Annotated in this window: 16 protein-coding genes and 4 pseudogenes; 4 read left to right on the top strand and 16 right to left on the bottom strand. The window is 76.4% G+C overall.

Features of this window, described 5'->3' with window-relative positions; all coding sequences use genetic code 11:
- Positions 1 to 7: 7 nt before the first annotated feature.
- The 6 genes and pseudogenes from QMQ26_RS03820 to QMQ26_RS03795 form a co-directional block, all read right to left on the bottom strand.
- The gene (locus QMQ26_RS03820; RefSeq protein ID WP_404814054.1) at positions 8 to 670 is read right to left on the bottom strand and encodes a YoaK family protein; all 663 of its coding nucleotides are present in this window, start codon (positions 668 to 670) and stop codon (positions 8 to 10) included.
- 127 nt (positions 671 to 797) lie between these two features.
- The gene (locus tag QMQ26_RS03815; RefSeq protein WP_282204753.1) at positions 798 to 1,310 is read right to left on the bottom strand and encodes an HAD family hydrolase; all 513 of its coding nucleotides are present in this window, start codon (positions 1,308 to 1,310) and stop codon (positions 798 to 800) included.
- 195 nt (positions 1,311 to 1,505) lie between these two features.
- Positions 1,506 to 3,019: pseudogene (locus QMQ26_RS03810) on the bottom strand (FAD-dependent monooxygenase).
- Positions 3,020 to 3,203: 184 nt separating this feature from the next.
- On the bottom strand, positions 3,204 to 3,776 hold the full coding sequence (locus QMQ26_RS03805) for a dihydrofolate reductase family protein (RefSeq protein ID WP_100834879.1): 573 nt from the start codon (positions 3,774 to 3,776) through the stop codon (positions 3,204 to 3,206).
- An 89-nt stretch (positions 3,777 to 3,865) separates the two neighbouring features.
- Positions 3,866 to 4,630 carry an SRPBCC family protein gene (locus QMQ26_RS03800; protein WP_282204752.1) on the bottom strand — a complete coding sequence of 255 codons (765 nt, stop codon included), beginning with the start codon at positions 4,628 to 4,630 and terminating at the stop codon, positions 3,866 to 3,868.
- Positions 4,631 to 4,634: 4 nt separating this feature from the next.
- Positions 4,635 to 5,285, bottom strand: a complete 651-nt coding sequence (locus QMQ26_RS03795; protein WP_282204751.1) for an ArsR/SmtB family transcription factor — start codon at positions 5,283 to 5,285, stop codon at positions 4,635 to 4,637.
- A 190-nt stretch (positions 5,286 to 5,475) separates the two neighbouring features.
- Between QMQ26_RS03795 and QMQ26_RS03790 the strand changes: the two genes are divergently transcribed.
- Entirely contained in the window at positions 5,476 to 6,141 is a 666-nt protein-coding gene (locus QMQ26_RS03790) for a hypothetical protein (protein ID WP_282204750.1), read from the top strand.
- Positions 6,142 to 6,151: 10 nt separating this feature from the next.
- Here QMQ26_RS03790 and QMQ26_RS37220 read toward each other — a convergent pair whose 3' ends face one another.
- The gene (locus tag QMQ26_RS37220) at positions 6,152 to 6,613 is read right to left on the bottom strand and encodes an MBL fold metallo-hydrolase (RefSeq protein ID WP_318552182.1); all 462 of its coding nucleotides are present in this window, start codon (positions 6,611 to 6,613) and stop codon (positions 6,152 to 6,154) included.
- Positions 6,614 to 6,778: 165 nt separating this feature from the next.
- On the opposite strand from QMQ26_RS37220, the gene QMQ26_RS03780 reads away from it, so the two are divergent.
- Positions 6,779 to 7,057 carry a DUF6296 family protein gene (locus QMQ26_RS03780; RefSeq protein WP_282204749.1) on the top strand — a complete coding sequence of 93 codons (279 nt, stop codon included), beginning with the start codon at positions 6,779 to 6,781 and terminating at the stop codon, positions 7,055 to 7,057.
- Between the two features lie 148 nt (positions 7,058 to 7,205).
- Here the strand turns inward: QMQ26_RS03780 and QMQ26_RS03775 are convergent, their stop codons facing one another.
- Positions 7,206 to 7,754, bottom strand: coding sequence for a type 1 glutamine amidotransferase domain-containing protein (locus QMQ26_RS03775; RefSeq protein ID WP_282204748.1), 549 nt, complete (start codon positions 7,752 to 7,754; stop codon positions 7,206 to 7,208).
- A gap of 309 nt (positions 7,755 to 8,063) precedes the next feature.
- Here QMQ26_RS03775 and QMQ26_RS37960 point away from each other — a divergent pair.
- A pseudogene (locus QMQ26_RS37960) lies at positions 8,064 to 8,147 on the top strand (ANTAR domain-containing protein); the annotation flags it as partial.
- A gap of 101 nt (positions 8,148 to 8,248) precedes the next feature.
- Positions 8,249 to 10,500 (top strand): annotated as a pseudogene (locus tag QMQ26_RS03770) (SpoIIE family protein phosphatase).
- 86 nt (positions 10,501 to 10,586) lie between these two features.
- On the opposite strand, the gene QMQ26_RS03765 reads toward QMQ26_RS03770, so the two are convergent.
- The 8 genes and pseudogenes from QMQ26_RS03765 to QMQ26_RS03730 all read right to left on the bottom strand — a co-directional run bounded on the left by QMQ26_RS03765 (position 10,587) and on the right by QMQ26_RS03730 (position 15,557).
- Positions 10,587 to 10,817, bottom strand: a complete 231-nt coding sequence (locus QMQ26_RS03765) for a DUF6213 family protein (protein ID WP_146616399.1) — start codon at positions 10,815 to 10,817, stop codon at positions 10,587 to 10,589.
- A 166-nt stretch (positions 10,818 to 10,983) separates the two neighbouring features.
- Positions 10,984 to 11,034, bottom strand: a pseudogene (locus tag QMQ26_RS37955) (CDGSH iron-sulfur domain-containing protein); the annotation flags it as partial.
- 81 nt (positions 11,035 to 11,115) lie between these two features.
- Positions 11,116 to 11,766, bottom strand: coding sequence for a HemK2/MTQ2 family protein methyltransferase (locus tag QMQ26_RS03755; RefSeq protein ID WP_282204746.1), 651 nt, complete (start codon positions 11,764 to 11,766; stop codon positions 11,116 to 11,118).
- An 89-nt stretch (positions 11,767 to 11,855) separates the two neighbouring features.
- Positions 11,856 to 13,007, bottom strand: coding sequence for a carboxylate-amine ligase (locus QMQ26_RS03750; RefSeq protein WP_282204745.1), 1,152 nt, complete (start codon positions 13,005 to 13,007; stop codon positions 11,856 to 11,858).
- Positions 13,004 to 13,282 (bottom strand): hypothetical protein, encoded by a 279-nt coding sequence (locus QMQ26_RS03745; RefSeq protein WP_282204744.1) that lies wholly within the window; start codon positions 13,280 to 13,282, stop codon positions 13,004 to 13,006. Before QMQ26_RS03745 ends, QMQ26_RS03750 begins: the two co-directional genes overlap by 4 nt.
- Positions 13,279 to 14,433, bottom strand: coding sequence for an iron-containing redox enzyme family protein (locus QMQ26_RS03740; RefSeq protein WP_404814051.1), 1,155 nt, complete (start codon positions 14,431 to 14,433; stop codon positions 13,279 to 13,281). Before QMQ26_RS03740 ends, QMQ26_RS03745 begins: the two co-directional genes overlap by 4 nt.
- Positions 14,430 to 15,278: a dimethylargininase gene (gene ddaH / locus QMQ26_RS03735; protein ID WP_282204742.1), complete on the bottom strand. Its 849-nt coding sequence runs from the start codon at positions 15,276 to 15,278 to the stop codon at positions 14,430 to 14,432. The genes QMQ26_RS03740 and ddaH overlap by 4 nt, the downstream gene beginning before the upstream one ends.
- Before the next feature lie 123 nt (positions 15,279 to 15,401).
- Positions 15,402 to 15,557, bottom strand: a complete 156-nt coding sequence (locus QMQ26_RS03730) for a hypothetical protein (protein ID WP_159072968.1) — start codon at positions 15,555 to 15,557, stop codon at positions 15,402 to 15,404.
- Positions 15,558 to 15,560: the final 3 nt, after the last annotated feature.

Raw genomic sequence — 15,560 nt, 5'->3', positions numbered from 1 at the left:
CCTCCGCTCAGGTGCTGCGGGAGCCGTCCGCCGGTTCGCGGTAGAGCGCCCAGGTGGCCGCGGTGAGGGCCGCCGCCGCGATCAGGGCCCAGCCGGCCTGCCCGTGCAGGACGAGCACGGAGCCCGGGACGACACCGGCGAGCATGGTCAGGGCGGCCAGGACGCGGCGGCGCCGGCGGGGCGAGTGCGGCTCGGCGGCGAGGCTGGTGAGCGTCATGGTGAGGACGGTGGTGGTCAGGTCGGGGACGCCGAGGCTGCGGACCGTCGCGTTGCGGATGCCCATGGCCACGGCCAGCAGTGCGATCACCCCGTACTGGACGTCCCCGCCGGTGCCGACGGCGAACACCACGCCCGCCGCCGCCAGGTGCAGCAGCGTCTCCGCGACCAGCGCGAACCGCAGCCGCCCGGCGGTCAGGCGCCCGGCGAGGGCCGCGCCGAGCAGGAACGCGGCGAGCGAGGTGATCGACCCGAGGACGGAGAAGCCGGGCGCCCCGGCCAGGGCGAAGCCGATGACGACCACGTTGCCGGTCATGTTGGCGGCGAAGACGTGCCCGAGGCCGAGGTAGCTGACGGCGTCGATCAGCCCGCTGACCACGGTGAGCCCGAACAGCGCGAGCGCCAGCGGGTCGCCGTCCTCGGTACTCGCCCCGACGGCCTTCGCTGTGGACACGGCACTCCTCCCGGACGTTTCCCGACCCCCGGTCAGCAGTGTGCCGGACCCGCCGGGGCGGCGGCAGGTCCGGTGACGGCGTGTCAGCGGCCCGCCGGTCGAGGGCCGGTGGGGTGCCGGAGGCGGGTCAGCAGCGGTCGGGGAAGTGCCGGGCCAGGTCGGCCGGTGTGCTGCGCGGTGGGCGGGCGGCCGAAGCCGGGGCCGGGGACGGGACTGGGGACGGGGCCGAGGGGAGGCCGATCGCGTGGCGGGCCTGGGTGAGAGTGACGGCCCAGTCGCCGGTGAAGCGGATCGCCCGGTCGTCGATGTAGACGGCGGCGCCCAGCTTCTTGTTGGTCACCAGCAGGCAGTCGCCCTGCCAGTAGGCGCGCTCCGGGTCCTCGTCCACCAGCGCCTCCAGCCCGGAGTGCTCGCGCAGCCACCCCGCCACGGCGGGGTGGAAGCGGCGCGGGCGGGCGGTCATGATGAACACCGAACGGACCCGCTTCAAGGCGCGCAGCGACTCGATCGCCCCCGGGATCGGCCTGCCGTAGATCCGGCCGTCCTGCCAGCCGTCGTCGTGCGCGACCAGCGTCTGGTCGAAGTCGATGCCCACGGCGTGCGAGGCGGGCGAGGCGGGGTCGAGCGGTACGACGGTCATGGGACCGGTCTCCTTCGGTGCGGTCGCGGCCGGCTGTCGGCCGGTTCGAAGGAGGGGAGTGGGGCGGGCCGGTCCGCTTACCGGGTTCGGCCACGTTCGGTGATCAATGCACTCCATGGGGTGAATCCCGCCGGTAAGTTCCCTGCTGGACGGGGAAGTTGGCGGAAGCCGCGAACGTGCGGGAGTGGCAGGGCCTCAGGTCGCGGCCCACTCCGCCGGGCCGAACCAGCGCTCCAGCGCCGCCACCAGCCCGTCCGGACCCGCCGACCCCGGCCCCGGCCCCGCCCCGGGCGCCGCTGCCTCCGCCGTCTCCTCGCCGATCCACGCCACGTGCCCGTCCGGGCGCAGCAGCACCGCGGGGGTCGGCAGCTCCGGGCAGCCGTCCACCAGCACGTCCACCCGGCCCTTCCAGCCGTCCCCGTCCAGGCCCGCGTCCGCGGACAGCCGCCCCGTCCGGTCCAGCAGCAGGCCCCGCCCGGCGTGCATCCGCTCGTACAGCCGCCCCGCCCCCGGGTCGTCCACCAGGCGCACGTCCCGCAGGCGGCGGCCCAGCAGGGCCGGGCCCGGGCCGAGGTCGTACCGGAGGTCGACCCCCGAGACGACGCCGGTGACGTACCGGTTGACGTCCGGGAAGTCCATCAGCCGGGCGAACACCCCGCGCAGCGCCACCGCGCCCGGCGCCGTGCCCAGCAGCGTCATCTGCGCCCGGGTGTGCGCGATCACCGCCGCGCCGACCGGGTGCCGCTCCGCGTGGTACGTGTCCAGCAGCCCCGGCGGGGCCCAGCCGGCCACCTCGGCGGCCAGCTTCCAGCCCAGGTTGAACGCGTCCTGCACGCCCAGGTTCAGGCCCTGACCGCCCGTCGGCGGGTGGACGTGCGCGGCGTCGCCCGCCAGCAGCACCCGGCCCGACCGGTACCGCTCCGCCTGCCGGGTCGCGTCCCCGAACCGGGACAGCCAGCGCGGCGAGTGCACCCCGAAGTCCGTCCCCGCCACCGCGCGCAGCCGGGCCCGGAACTCCTCCAGCGTCGGCGCCGCGCGGTCCTCCGACACCCCCTCCGCCGGAACGATCACCCGGTACACCCCGCCGCCCTCGTGGTGCAGCCCGAACCGCAACTGGGTGCGCCGGACCTCCGCCACCACCTCGGCGATCCGCTCCGGCTCCTCCGTCGCCTCCAACTGCCCCAGCAGCGTCTGCACCGTGGCCGGCTCGCCCGGGAACGCCACTCCCGCCAACCGGCGCACCGTGCTGCGCCCGCCGTCGCACCCCACCAGCCAGCGCGAGCGCAGCCGCGCCCCGTCCGCCAGCTCGACCTCCACCCCCTCGCCGTCCTGGACCAGCCCGACCACCTCGCAGCCGCGCCGCAGGTCCGTGCCCAACTCCCCGGCCCGCTCCCACAGCAGCCGCTCCGTCACCGGCTGCGGCGTCGCCAGCCCGTACGGGTGCGCCGTGTCCATCCCTCCGGCCACGGTCGCGCCTCCCCCGCGAACAGGCCACCGACCCGGAACTCCTCGCTCACCGCCCGGAACCGCTCCAGCAGCCCCCGCTGATCCATCACCTCCACGCTGCGCGCGTGCAACCCCTGCCCCCGGGACTCTCCGGTCGGCGCCGCCAGCCGTTCGAGCAGCACCACGCCCACCCCGTGCAGCCGCAACTCGCACGCCAGCATCAACCCGGTCGGCCCGCCGCCGACCACCAGCACGTCGATCATCAACTCTCCTCGACCGCCCGGACGGTGCGAAAACACCACCTACCGGACTTCTCGCTGCTTCCCGTCTCCGACCGGACATTCTGCGCCCCCGCGGGGCCCTTGCGGCAAGGCCCCCGTGCGCGCTACCTTGGAAGTGGCGGGGGCGGCGGAAACGCGGCGCGGCGCGGCGGGAGCGCGGGGCGGCTCAGCGGACCACGTCGAAGACGTTCTTCTGCACGCCGTTGGAGAAGGCCGCGAACTCGACCAGTTCCAGCTTCTGCACGTCCTTGTCGGTGTCGCTGAACAGCCGCTTGCCCGCGCCCAGCAGCAGCGGGAACACCAGCAGGTGGTAGCGGTCGACCAGGCCCGCGTCGGACAGCGCGTGGTTCAGGCGGGCGCTGCCGTGCACGATGATCGGGCCGCCGTCGGTCTCCTTCAGGGCGGCCACCTCCTCCACCGAGCGCAGGATCGTGGTCGGACCCCAGTCGTCGACCAGGTCGTCCGGGCCGAGGGTGGTCGACAGCACGTACTTCGGCAGGACCTTGTAGCGGGCGAACTCCGGCATGCCCGGCCACACCGGGCTGAACGCCTGGTAGCTGACCCGGCCCAGCAGCACCGCCCCGGCCTGCTCCTGCTCCCGGCCCTTGACCTCGAACGCCTCCGGCACGAAGTCGATGTCCTTGAACGTCCAGCCGGAGTTGCGGTAGCCCGGCTCGCCGCCGGGGGCCTCCATCACGCCGTCCAGGGAGACGAAAGCGGTGCTGATCAGCGTGCGCATCGGGGGTACCTCGTTCTGTCGGTGGTGTGGGCGGTGGTGGGTGCGTGCGGTGGCAGTGCGTGTGTGGCGGTGGGTGCGTGCGGGCGGGGTCAGGGGTGGTGGGCGGGTGGGACGGGCAGGGCGGACAGCCAGTGCTGCCAGGCGCTCTCGGCGGCGCGGGCGTCGGGGGCCGGCTCCGCGAACAGGTGGTGGAAGAGCAGCAGGACGCCCGCCGGGTGCAGGAAGGCGTACAGCCCGTCGGCGGTGCGGACCTCTAGGCGCTCGCCGTCCGACCACACCAACTCGCCGCCCAGCGGCGGCAGTCCGGCCGGTTCGGCGTGCACCCGGGCGCCGACCGGCGGGTCGGGCGGGAGACCGAGGGCGGCGGTCAGCGCGGCCCGGACCTCCCCGGCGGGGCGGTCGGCCGTCGGGCGGACGGCGAACACCGGGACGGCGGTGCGGCCCGCGAAGTGCGCCAGGTACTCGCGCAGGGTGTGCAGGTGGAACGGCCAGCCGCTGCGCAGTGCGTCGTACTCGTCCGCCCAGTCGTCGCCGAGCAGGCCGCTGTGCACCACCCGCAGGACGGTGCTGCCGCCGTCGCGGCCCTCGACCAGGTACTCGAAGGCCATGAACCGGCCGTCCGGGCCCGGCTCGGTACGGGTGGCGAAGCGCCTGCCCGGCTCGTACGCGGTGACGGTCGAGGTCTCCCGGTGGCCGCCGGTCTCCATCGCGGCCGTCCCGCCGACCCGGGGGTCCACCTCGTTGCGGCCCATGAACCACGCGTCGATGCCCGGGCCGGTGGCGATCGCCGCCCAGACCTGCTCCGGGTCGGCCGGCAGCGCCAGCTCGAATTCCAGCTCGAAGGGGTGCGGCACGGGGTCAACTCTCCTGCGGGGACGGGGACGGGGACGGGGACGGGGACGGGGTTGGGGGCGGGGAGCCGGGGGGCGCGGCGTCCGGGATCTGGTGCAGGCCGACCACCACCCGGTGGACGCGGCCCTGCGGGGCCGATTCGTCGTGGTAGCGGCCCACCAGGGCGGTCACCGCCTGCGAGAGCTCCTCCGCGAACGCCGCCCGGTCGGCCGCCGAGGCGAACCGGACCCGGGCGTCGATCCCGAACGAGGCCACCCGCTGCCGGGCCCGGGCCGCGCCCGTCAGCAGTGAGCCGACCTCCTGCACCATCCGGGCGCCGAGCGCCAGCAGCCAGCGCGCGGAGAGCTGGTCGGGTGAACGCGACGGGTCCGGGCTGACCGCCGCCAGTGCGGTCGGCGAGATCACGTACGAGGCCGCTGTGGCCCGGTACACCCGCTCCGTCATGCTCCCCCGGCGGCGTTCCTCGGCCAGCTCCACCAGGCCGTGCCGCTCCAACTCCTTCAGGTGGTAGTTGACCTTCTGCCGGGGCAACCCCAGCCGGGCGGCCAGCATGGCGGCCGAGCCCGGCTCGGCCAGGGCCGCCAGCAGCCGGGCCCGCATCGGGTCCAGCGAGGCTTCGGCGGCGGCGGCATCTTCGATCACAGCGACGTCCAGCACCCCTCCAGGATCGTGCCGACAAATTTTTCTGTCAAGGAGGGGAAATTTTTCGGTGCGGGCACCGCCGGGGAAGGGCTTCGACGGCGGATGACCGGGCCCGTTTCCGGTCGGCGGCGGCCGGGCAGGCGCGCTGGCACACGTGCCGGTCCGTCGCTCCGAGGCGGACCGGACCCGATGGGAGGTCACCACGATGGGACGGCAGGAACGCCCGCTGCACGACATGGGCGGGGCGATCGGCCCCGCGGACACCGGCTGGCAGGAGCCCGAGGAGGAGCGGGAGCCCGCAGACGACGGCACCGAGCGCGAGCCCGCCCCGATCGGCAAGGGCGGCACGGCGAACGTGGCGGGCAGCGACGAGCAGCAGCCCGAGATCGCCGAGGGGCCGGTGCCGGGCGTCCAGCCGGACGAGCGGATCGCGGGCGGCGGTGCCGATGGCGGCGGCGGTGGCGTCACCCGGGAGCTCGACCCGCCCGGCCCGCCGAAGGTCCCGTCCCGCCCGGTGCGTCCGGACGCGGTGGAGGACGCCCCCGCCGCGCTCGACCCCGAACGGGCCGACCCGCCCGACCCGGCGGCGTTCCCCGAGGACGAGGGCCTGCCGGACCTGGAGGACGGCTCGCCCACCGCCCGGGCCGCCGCCGACCCGCAGCGCCCGTCCGTCCCCGGCGACCGGCCGGTCGCGGCGGAGTCCTTCGGCGTGACGGGCGAGGAGCAGGCCCGCGGTGAGTCCCTGGACCAGCGGCTGGCGGCCGAGCGGCCGGACGTGGGGGAGCCGGGCAGCGAGGAGGAGGACGAGCCCGCGTCGCGGCCCGGGCTGACGGCGGAGGAGGCCGCGATCCGGGTACGCCGGGAGGGCTAGTGCAGGAGCGTCAACTCGCCTGCGGGTGAAGGGACTCGGCGAGCGGGCGAGCAGGCGAACGGTCGGGCGGGTGGGTGGTCGGGCGGGTGGTCGGTCGGAAGGCCGGTGCCGGAGGTGGGCCGGCCGGACCGGCCACCGCTCGGCGGCTGGGCGGCTGGGCGGCTGGGCGGTGGGTCACCGGCGCAGGGCGGTGAAGTCGACCGGACGGGGCGCGAGCGGGGCAGGGCGCGAGCCGGGCGGTGCGGTCGGCGAGGGTGTGCGGACGGCGGGTGGACTCGTCGGCGGGCAGGTGCCTGCGGTCGCCGTGGCCGGGCAGCAGCCACTCGCAGCGCAGCAGCAGCCGAGGAGCGGTGCGGGCCGGGGAGGCGGCCGGCTCGGTGATGGAGCACCAGGTCGCCGACGCGGCGACGGCGAGGTCCGCGCGGTCACGGGACCAGTGGGACCAGCGGAGTGCGTCGGCGAGGCAGAGCACGCTGCCCTCGGCGTGTCCGCACAGGTATGCGTTCTCGGTCAGGCGAAGCGGGAACGGGGTGTGGGCCTGTGCCGGGCCGCGGCGGTCGCGGCGGGTCGATCAGGCGGGCCGGGTGCGGCGATTGGGTGAACGCCCCGGGGGTATGCGCGGGGCGGGGATGGGCGCGTGGTGGACGACGTCCTGGACGAGCAGGGCCGAGGTGGAGTCATGGCAGGGCCGCACGGTTACCGGATCACCGTCCCCGGGCGACCGGGAGCGCACGCCCCGCAGGTGGTGGTGCTGGTGTACCGCTCGGCGGAGACCACTGACGAGGGCCTCGCCGTCTACCTGAGCGCGGACGGTCTGCGGGTGACGGTGCGCGGCACGGTCGCCTGCTTCCTGGAGCCCTACCCGTCCGGCCTGTGCCACCCCTTCGGGCACGCCTACCCGTTGGCCGAGAGCTGATCGGACGGGCCGCGAGTCGACGGGCGGGCAAGCAGACAGACGCGCGGGGAGGACAGCCGTCCGGGCCGACCGATGAAGTGCCGGTCGGCCCGGACGGCTGCTGCCCGGACGCCTGCGGGCCGGGCCCGGCGGGTCAGGCTGCGGCAGGTCAGGCGGCGGTCGACGAGGCGGAGAAGGCGGTGACCAGGGCGCGGTCGAAGGCCGGCAGGTCGTCAGGCTTGCGGCTGGAGACCAGCGTGTTGGGGCCGTTCGTGCAGACCACGACCTCGCGGTCGACCCAGTGCGCGCCCGCGTTGCCCAGGTCGGTGCGCAGGCTGGGCCAGGAGGTCATGGTGCGGTCGCGGACGACGTCGGCCTCGACCAGCGTCCACGGCCCGTGGCAGATCACCGCGACCGGCTTGCCGTGCTCGAAGAACCCGGAGACGAACTCCACGGCCTTCTCGTCGGTGCGCAGGAAGTCGGGGTTGGCGACGCCGCCGGGCAGCACCAGGGCGTCGAAGTCGCCGGCCGAGACGTCCGCGACGGCCGCGTCCACCATGAACGAGTCGGCCTGGTCCAGGTGGTGGAAGGCCCGGATCTCGCCCAGTTCCGTGGAGACCAGGCGCGGGGTGCCGCCGTGGTCCAGGACGGTCTGCCAGGGCGAGGTCAGCTCGACCTGTTCGGTGCCCTCGGGCGCGACCAGGAACGCCACGGTCACCCCTCCAGCTCCTGCAGCTCGCCGGTGCTGCCGGTGTCGCCGGTGCCGTTGGTGTCGCTCATGTCGGCTCTCCGTTTCTCGGTGGGTACGCGGGAGGAGTCCCCCTCCCGGCACGTTTCACCACGAACGGCATCGGCCAAACCGGTGTGAATGGAGCAAAAGGTGCGGTCCGGCGGCCTAGGGTGGAGGCGGCGGAACGGGTGGCGGGGCGGACGGCGGAGGTGGTGAGACACGGTGGACGGCGAGAAGTCCGGGCTGGAGGCCACGGTCGACCGGCTGCGCACCGAACTGGAGGGGCTGCGCACCGCGATGCGCACCCGGGCGGTGATCGAGCAGGCCAAGGGCGTGCTGGTGGAACGGCTCGGCTGCACGCCCGACCAGGCGTTCGACGCCCTGGTACGCCGCTCCCAGGACGAGAACCGCAAGCTGGCGCAGCTCGCCGCCGACCTGGTCGCCACCGCCGCCCCGCCCCGACCCCGCGCGAGACCCCCGCCGTGGACGCCCCGGGTGCCGCCGAACCACCGCCCGCCGCGCCGGTACGGCCCGAGGCCGGGAGCAAGGGCAGAAGCGGCGGCAAGGACAGCAAGGACGGCAAGGACGGCAACGACGGCAACGACAGGGACGAGGACGAGCCGGAGACCGAGGACGGGCTGGCCACCCGCTTCCACCTGGCCGCCGCCGCGCTCACCACCGCCACCGATCCCGACGAGCTGGCCGAACGCCTGTACCGGGCCGCCCTCGACCCGCTCGGCGCCCGGGCGCTCGTCCTCGCCGTGGGCGAACCGGACGGCGCGCTGCGGCTGGTCGGCGCGCACGGCGTGTCGTCGCGGCAGCTCAGCCAGTGGCAGCGGATTCCGCCGCGCACCCGGGTGCCGCTCACCGAGGCCGTCCGCACCGCCCGGCCGGTGTGGGTGACCGACCGGCGCGAGTTCGCGGCCCGCTACCCCGAGCAGGACGGCGACGACCTGGTCCCCGGCACCACCGTCTGCGCCCTCCCGCTGCACGCCGGGGGGCGGCTGCTCGGCGCGCTCAAGATCGGCTGGCCGGAGCGCTACCGCCCCACCCCGGCCGCCGAGGCCCACCTGGCCGCGCTCGCCGACCTGGCCGCCGACACGCTGCTGCGCCTGCCCGTGGCGCTGCTGCCCGAGGCGCCGTCCGAGGTGCTCGACCCGGTGGACGCCCCGTGGTTCCGGGCCGTCCTGGACGGCCTGCTGGACCCGGTGCTGGTGCTGCGCGCCGTCCGCGGCCAGGACGGGAAGGTCGCCGACCTGCGGGTCGAGTACGCCAACGCGCCCACCGTCGACCTGGCCGGACGGTCCGCCGCCGAACTGCGCGGCCGCCGGCTGACCGAGCTGTACCCCGGCACGGTCGCCTCCGGGACGTTCGACCGCCTGCGCACCGCCGCCGCCGACGGCATCCCCTACCGGGGCGAGGCGGAACGGTACGTCGAGACGGTCGCGGGCAGCCCCCGGGCCAGCGCGATGACGGTGTGCGCCACCCCGTTCCAGGACGGCCTGCTGCTCACCTGGCGGGCCCACGACGAACGCGACCGGCGGATCGCCCAACTCGCCCAGGCCGGCCGGCTGGCCCGGGTCGGCACCTGGGAGTGGCGCCCCGGCGAGCGCCGGATCTCCTGCTCGGACGGCGTCCCGCAGCTCTTCGGCACCCCCGCCGGAACCGACCTCCTCGACCCGCGCACTGCCCTCGACGCGATCGCCCCCGCCGACCGCGAGCCCGTCCGCGCCGCCGCCCTGGCCCTGCTGGACGGCCGCACCCCCGTCACCGTCGACTTCGCCGTCCGCGCCGCCGACGGCTACCGCAACCTGCGCGCCCTCGGCGAGGCCGCCGTCGCCGACGACGGCCGCCTGCTCGCCCTCAGCGGCGTCGTCCAGGACGTCACCCCGTGGCGGCGGGCCGAACAGGCCCTCAGCGACACCCGCGACCGCCTCGCCGACCAGCGCCGCCGCACCGGCGACGAGCAGCGCGCCGTCCACGCCCTCCAGCAGGCCCTGATGCGGGCCCCGGCCGGCCGGCCGGTCCGCGGGCTCGACAGTGCCGGCCGCTACCTGCCCGCCGCACGCGAACGCAAGGTCGGCGGCGACTGGTACGACCTGCTCGACCTGCCCGACGGCACCGTCCTGCTCGCCATCGGCGACGTCTCCGGGCACGGCCTGACCGCCGCCGTCGCGATGTCCCAACTCCGGTACGCGCTGCGGGGGATCGCCTACGACGGCGCCCCGCCCGGGCAGATCCTCGACCGGCTCGACCGGATGCTCTGCCACCAGCGCGCCGACCACATCGCCGCCGTCACCGTCGCCCGCCTCGACCCCGCACCGGCCACCTCGCCTGGGCCCGGGCCGGCCACCTGCCCCCCGTCCTGCTCCGCGACGGCACCGCCCGCAGCCTCGACCCGCCCCCCGGCCTGGTCCTCGGCGTCACCCCCGGCGCCCACCGCCCCACCGCCGAACTCCACCTCGCCCCCGGCGACACCCTGCTGCTCTACACCGACGGCCTGATCGAACGGCGCGGAGCCGGCCGCCGGGACGGCGCCGAGAGCGGTGCCGGGGGCGGGGCCGACCTGGACAGTGGTGTCGGCCGACTGCTGCACGCCTGCGCCGACTACCGCGCCGACCCGGACCCGGCCGAACTGCTCGACCACCTGCTGCGCCGCTTCGGCGCACCCAACCCCTTCGACGACATCTGCCTGCTCGCCGTCCGCCGCCGCCCGGGCGCGCACCGGGGGTGAACCCCCGGGTACGGTCCGGGGCACCGGGCAGGGGTGTACGCAGGGGTGTACGCCGCAGGTACACCTGCGGCGTACACGTTCCGGGGTCACTCCTCGTCGCTGGCGATCTCGATGCAGGCGAGGTCGATCTGGTCGGCGAGCTGGCGGACCAGGTCGGCGAGGGCGCCGGTGGTCGCCGGGTCGAGCCGGCTGTCCTCGTGGGCGGCCCACTCCTCCCACTCCTCGGGCAGCGCCCGCAGTAGTTCGACCACCTGGAGGGCCGGAATCGCCAGGCCGCCGGACAGTCCGCAAATCACCGGAACGCTGAGTCGCTCCACGGCGTCCACCTCCTCCTGCGCTTGCGTCGTACGTCCACGTGCGGTGTTCATCCGGGCGTCTGCCCGGGCCGTCGGGGGGAAACGGAGCCGCGCCGCGGCCGCGGCGGCGGTGACTGGTGTCGCACAGCGGGTAGCGGCGGCTGCGGCGGCAGGTGCAGACCGCGACGACCGGGCGGTCGCAGGGCAGGACGGTGCCGTCCGGCAGGAGCAGTTCCACCGGGCCGTCGATCAGCAGCGGGCCGCGTTCGGTCAGCCGGACCCGGGGCGGGGGCGGGGGCGGTCCGGCGGCGGGGACGGTTCAGTCGCGGACACCGCGGATCACCACCAACTCCTCGGTGCGGACGCCGGGTTCGATCAGCCCGATCTGTTCGAACCACGGCGCGCGGGCCGTCATCACCGGGCCGAACTCCTGCCGCCGCCGGGCGGCGACCGTGGTCCGCAGCCCGGCGGCGCGCAACTGCCGCACCGTGGCTTCGGGCCGGGCCAGCGAGGACTGCACGAGCAGCAGCACCCCGCCCGGGGCGAGCAGCGCGGGCACCCGGCGGCACAGCCGGTCCAGCAGCAGGCGCCCGTCCGGCCCGGCGTCCCACGCCCGGGCGGGTCCGGGCGGCGGCGGTCCCGGACGGGGTGCGGGCACGTACGGGGGGTTGCTCAGCACCAGGTCGTACCGGTCGCCCGGGGCGGGCGCGGTGAGGTCGCGGTGCCGCACGCGCAGCGGGAGGCCGTGCAGGTGGGCGTTGAGCCAGGCGGTGGCGAGCGAGAGCCGCGACAGGTCCACGGCGGTCACCCGGCAGCCGCGCCGGGCGGCGGCCAGGGCGAGCGCGCCGGAGCCGGTGCCGATGTCCAGGCACCGGGCGCCGGGCCGCAGCGGTTCCCGGCCGAGCACGTCCAGCAGCAGGACGGTGTCCCCCTGGGCGGGGTACACGCCGGGCGGTCGTAGCAGCAGCATGCGTCCGCGTATGCCCGACCGGCCGGGGGCGACACCTCGGGGGCGACACCTCGGGGACGGGGCGGGGCGGTTCGGTGCGGGGCTGCGGTTCAGTGCGGGACGGCGGCGGTGCTGCTGGTCGCGGCGGTGGCGGCGGTGCGCCGGGCGAGGTCGTCGATGACGGCGGTGAGACGGCCGTGCCGGGCGAGGGCGGCGCGCTGCCGGTCGGCGCCGCAGCCGGTGGCCAGCAGCCGGGCGGTCAGCTGCCGGGCGAGCCCGAGGTCGTCCGTGCGCAGCAGCGCGGGAGTGGTGAACTCGACCAGCGCGGCCAGGAGTTGGCGGGCGGGCCGGAGCGCGCCGGTGCGCGGGTCGGGCAGCCGGGCGTCGAGGGCGTCGGCCGCGGCGCGGCGGTGGGCCGACCGCAGCGGGCCGTCGGGCAGCGGCCGGACCCTGGTCCGCGGGTCCAGCAGGGTGTGGGCGAGGGCGCGCAGCAGGACGGCGAGCAGCAGGACGGTGTCCAGGTCGGCGTTGCTGTCGGCGATCCGCACCTCCAGGGTGGGCAGGTGCTCGGACGGCCGCGCGTACCAGTACAGCATCCGGCGGTCGAGGATCACTCCGTCCGCGATCAGCCGGTCCAGGGCGGTGCGGTAACCGGGTTCGTCCAGGACGGGCGCCGGGCCGACGGTCGGCCAACTGGCGTGCCGTTCGGGCCGGAGGGCGGCGGTGCCCCGGTCGATCCCCTCGCAGAACGGGGAGTTGGCGCAGAACGCCTGGAACATCGGCAGCCAGCCGCGCAACCTGGCGTTCAGGAAAAGCGCCTGACGGAGCGTCAGGTCGCCCAGGTGGACGTGGCAGCCGCACAGTTCGGCGCCGATCTGGTCGGCGACGCCGTCGATCCGGTCGGCCAGCCGCAGGTAGCGGGGCAGCGGGGTGACGGGCAGCGGGTGGCGGCTGGGCAGCACGGCGGTGCCGGTGGCGGCGAGTCGGCAGCCGGCCCGGTCGGCGGCGGACAGCAACACGCCCCGGGTGTCGGCCAGTTCGGCGCGCAGCTCGGCGGCGGTGCGGACCGGGCGGGTGCAGCCCTCCACCTGGGTGGCCAGGAACTCGTGCTGGGCGCGCGACCCTAGGGCGCGGGCGGCGTCCGCGACCACCGCCTCGGCGGCGGGCACGGTCACCCGGCTGCCCGGGCCGACCAGCAGGAACTCCTCCTCGACGCCGAAGCGCAGCAGCGGCGGCCGGGGGTCGGCCGGTGCGGCGCTCACGCCGGGTGCCCCGGGACGGGATCGGCCACGCCGCGGAGGGTCGGGGCGGTGGCGGGTGCGGTGGCGGCCGGGGCCGTTCCCGCGTCGTCCGGCGCCAGCGGGTGTACGGCGAAGCGCGGCGGGTGGGGCGAGCAGGGGGAGCCGGGACCGGCCGGGCCGCCAGCCCGGGCGCCGTCGGTCCCGGCGGTGACCACGTACCCGGACCGGTCGAGCGGGTGCGGGAACGCCTCGAAGCCCTCCGGCGTCCGGCTCGGCGCTTCGGTGGGCGCGGTCATCGACGGGTTCCCGCCGCCTGCGGGTCCGGGCGGGGCTCGGGCGCGGGTTCGGGCAGGGGGACGCGCAGCGAGGAGCCGGTGCCGGTGCCGGGCTCGGGGCCGGAGCGCCAGGCGGCCGTCAGGTGGTCGGCGAGCCGGTCCTCGGCCCGGGCGTAGGCCAGCGCGCCGAAGGCGATCTCCTGTGCGGGGCAGTCGGGCAGGGTGAGCAGCGGCTCGATCACGGTGTGCCGGACCAACTGCTCGTGGACGGCGTCGGCGAGGACGTGCTCCCGGTAGAAGAGCGTCCCGCGCGGGGTGGCGCCGAGGCGCTCGAATGCCTCGGCGAGCCGGGCCGCGCCCGGCGGGGAGGTGATCTCCACGGCCGCGAACTGCCCGACCAGCGCGGCCCGGAGGGACCGGTGCAGGCCGAACAGCGACATCGTGTTGACGACGGCCAGCGCGGGCGCGGGCACCGCGTCCAGGTACGCGCCGTAGGTCGGGTCGAGGCCGAAGTCCGCCATCATCCCGGCGAACAGCTCGGCGTGCGCCCGCTCCGGTCGCCCCGCCCCATACTCGTCGTACTGCACCGCGACCAGGGCCGCCTTCGCCGGGTTCGGCAGCCGGGGCACCGCCCACATCTGCGGGTCGGCCTCCTTCAGGTGGTACAGCGAGCGGTGTGCCAGGTACTCGCGGGCCTGCTGCCGGGTGCCCGCCGACAGCAGGTGGTACGAGGGCCCGTCACCGTCCGGGGGTTCGACCAGCAGCCCGGCCAGCACGTCCGCCAGCGGCGGCGGCTCGCCCACCTCCCGGCGCAGCGCCTCCAGGAACGCCCGCTCCAGCCGCCCGCGCAGCGCGAGCAGCGGCGGCGACCACTCCCAGGCCGGATCGACGTCCGCGAAGCCGCGGTAGTGCAGCTCGTAGCAGACGTACAGGGCGAGTTGGACGTCCTCGCCCCAGGAGTCCGTGTCCCAGGGGCCCTCCGCGTCCCCGGGGCCCGTCGGAAGGTCGGTCGGCACCGGCAGCGGCGTCAGGTCGGTGGGCGCGGGGCGGCGCAGCGCGGCGAGGACGGCGGCCGAGAGCGGGCCGCGGGCGCCGGGGAGGACGGGATCGGTGGCGGGGTCGGTGGCGGTGGCGGTCGTACGGGCATCGGTCGGCACGGGAGTGCACCTCATTCCGGACGCAGTTCCAGGACACAGCACTTGGGCCCGCCGCCGGCCTTCCGCAGCTCCGGCAGGTCGACCGGCACCGGGACGAACCCCGCCGCCCGCAGCTGCTCGGCCAGGCCCCGGGCCCCGTCCGGCAGCACCACGTGGCGGCCGTCGCTGATGGCGTTCAGGCCGAACGCGGCGGCGTCCGACGCGTCGGCCAGGATCGCGTCCGGGTAGAGGCGGCGCAGCAGGCGGCGGGTCTCCGGGGCGAACGCGTCCGGGTAGTACATCACCCGGGAGTCGTCCAGGACGGCCAGCGCGGTGTCCAGGTGGTAGTAGTGCGGATCGGTCAGCCGCAGCGAGACCACCGGGAGGCCGAACACTCGCTCGGCCTCCCGGTGGGCGGCCGTGGTGGTGCGGAAGCCGCTGGCGGCGAGGATGCGCGGCCCGGCGGCCAGCAGGTCGCCCTCGCCCTCGTTCACCTCGACGGCCGTCCGGACCTGCGGGAACCGCGCGGCGGCGAACCAGCGCCGGTGCGCCGCCGATTCGCCCGCGCGCTCCCGGTGCCGGAACCGCGCGACCAGCACCCGGCCGTCCACCACCGTCGCCCCGTTCGCGGTGAACACCATGTCGGGCAGGCCCGGCTCCGGCGCCAGCAGGTCGACCCGGTGGCCGAGGGAGCGCAGCACCGACGCCAGCCCCCGCCACTGCCGCAGCGCCGCCGCCCGGTCCACCGGACGGGCCGGGTCCATCCACGGGTTGATCGCGTACTCCACCGCGAAGTGCTCGGGCGGGCACAGCAGGTAGCGCCGCCGCCGGACGGCCGGACCGGCGGGCCCGGGAGCGGTGGGGGCGGGGGAGGCGTTCATGCGGCGCGTCTGTCCACCGCCGTCCGGAGCGAAACGGCGCACCGGGCGCGGCGGGGGCGGGCGGCAGGCCAGGGGGAGGCGGGCCAGGGGGGCCAGGGCGGCCGGCGGGCCCGCCGCCGTTCGTCAGCCGTCCCGGCGCCCGCCGGTGGCGGCCCCCGCGCCCGCGCCCAGCCGCGTGCACACGGCGGACAGCGAGGCCCAGGCCGCCGCCCTGGTGCGGTAGCGGAACCGGGTCAGCAGCGGGCCGAGCCGCGGGGCCCGTCCGGGCGTCGTGCGCACCGC

Source organism: Kitasatospora fiedleri (assembly GCF_948472415.1).
Classification (GTDB): domain Bacteria; phylum Actinomycetota; class Actinomycetes; order Streptomycetales; family Streptomycetaceae; genus Kitasatospora; species Kitasatospora fiedleri.
The sequence above is the reverse complement of the archived record's forward strand: the minus strand, read 5'-3'. Positions and strand labels throughout refer to the sequence as shown.

What these genes read in the sequence shown, in the direction of transcription:
- QMQ26_RS03790 (WP_282204750.1), top strand. Translation starts at nt 5,476, where the DNA reads ATGGGACGGCAGGAACGCCCGCTGCACGACATGGGCGGGGCGATCGGC.
- QMQ26_RS03755 (WP_282204746.1), bottom strand. Translation starts at nt 11,766, where the DNA reads ATGCTGCTGCTACGACCGCCCGGCGTGTACCCCGCCCAGGGGGACACC.
- QMQ26_RS03745 (WP_282204744.1), bottom strand. Translation starts at nt 13,282, where the DNA reads ATGACCGCGCCCACCGAAGCGCCGAGCCGGACGCCGGAGGGCTTCGAG.
- QMQ26_RS03815 (WP_282204753.1), bottom strand. Translation starts at nt 1,310, where the DNA reads ATGACCGTCGTACCGCTCGACCCCGCCTCGCCCGCCTCGCACGCCGTG.
- QMQ26_RS03805 (WP_100834879.1), bottom strand. Translation starts at nt 3,776, where the DNA reads ATGCGCACGCTGATCAGCACCGCTTTCGTCTCCCTGGACGGCGTGATG.
- ddaH (WP_282204742.1), bottom strand. Translation starts at nt 15,278, where the DNA reads ATGAACGCCTCCCCCGCCCCCACCGCTCCCGGGCCCGCCGGTCCGGCC.
- QMQ26_RS03740 (WP_404814051.1), bottom strand. Translation starts at nt 14,433, where the DNA reads ATGAGGTGCACTCCCGTGCCGACCGATGCCCGTACGACCGCCACCGCC.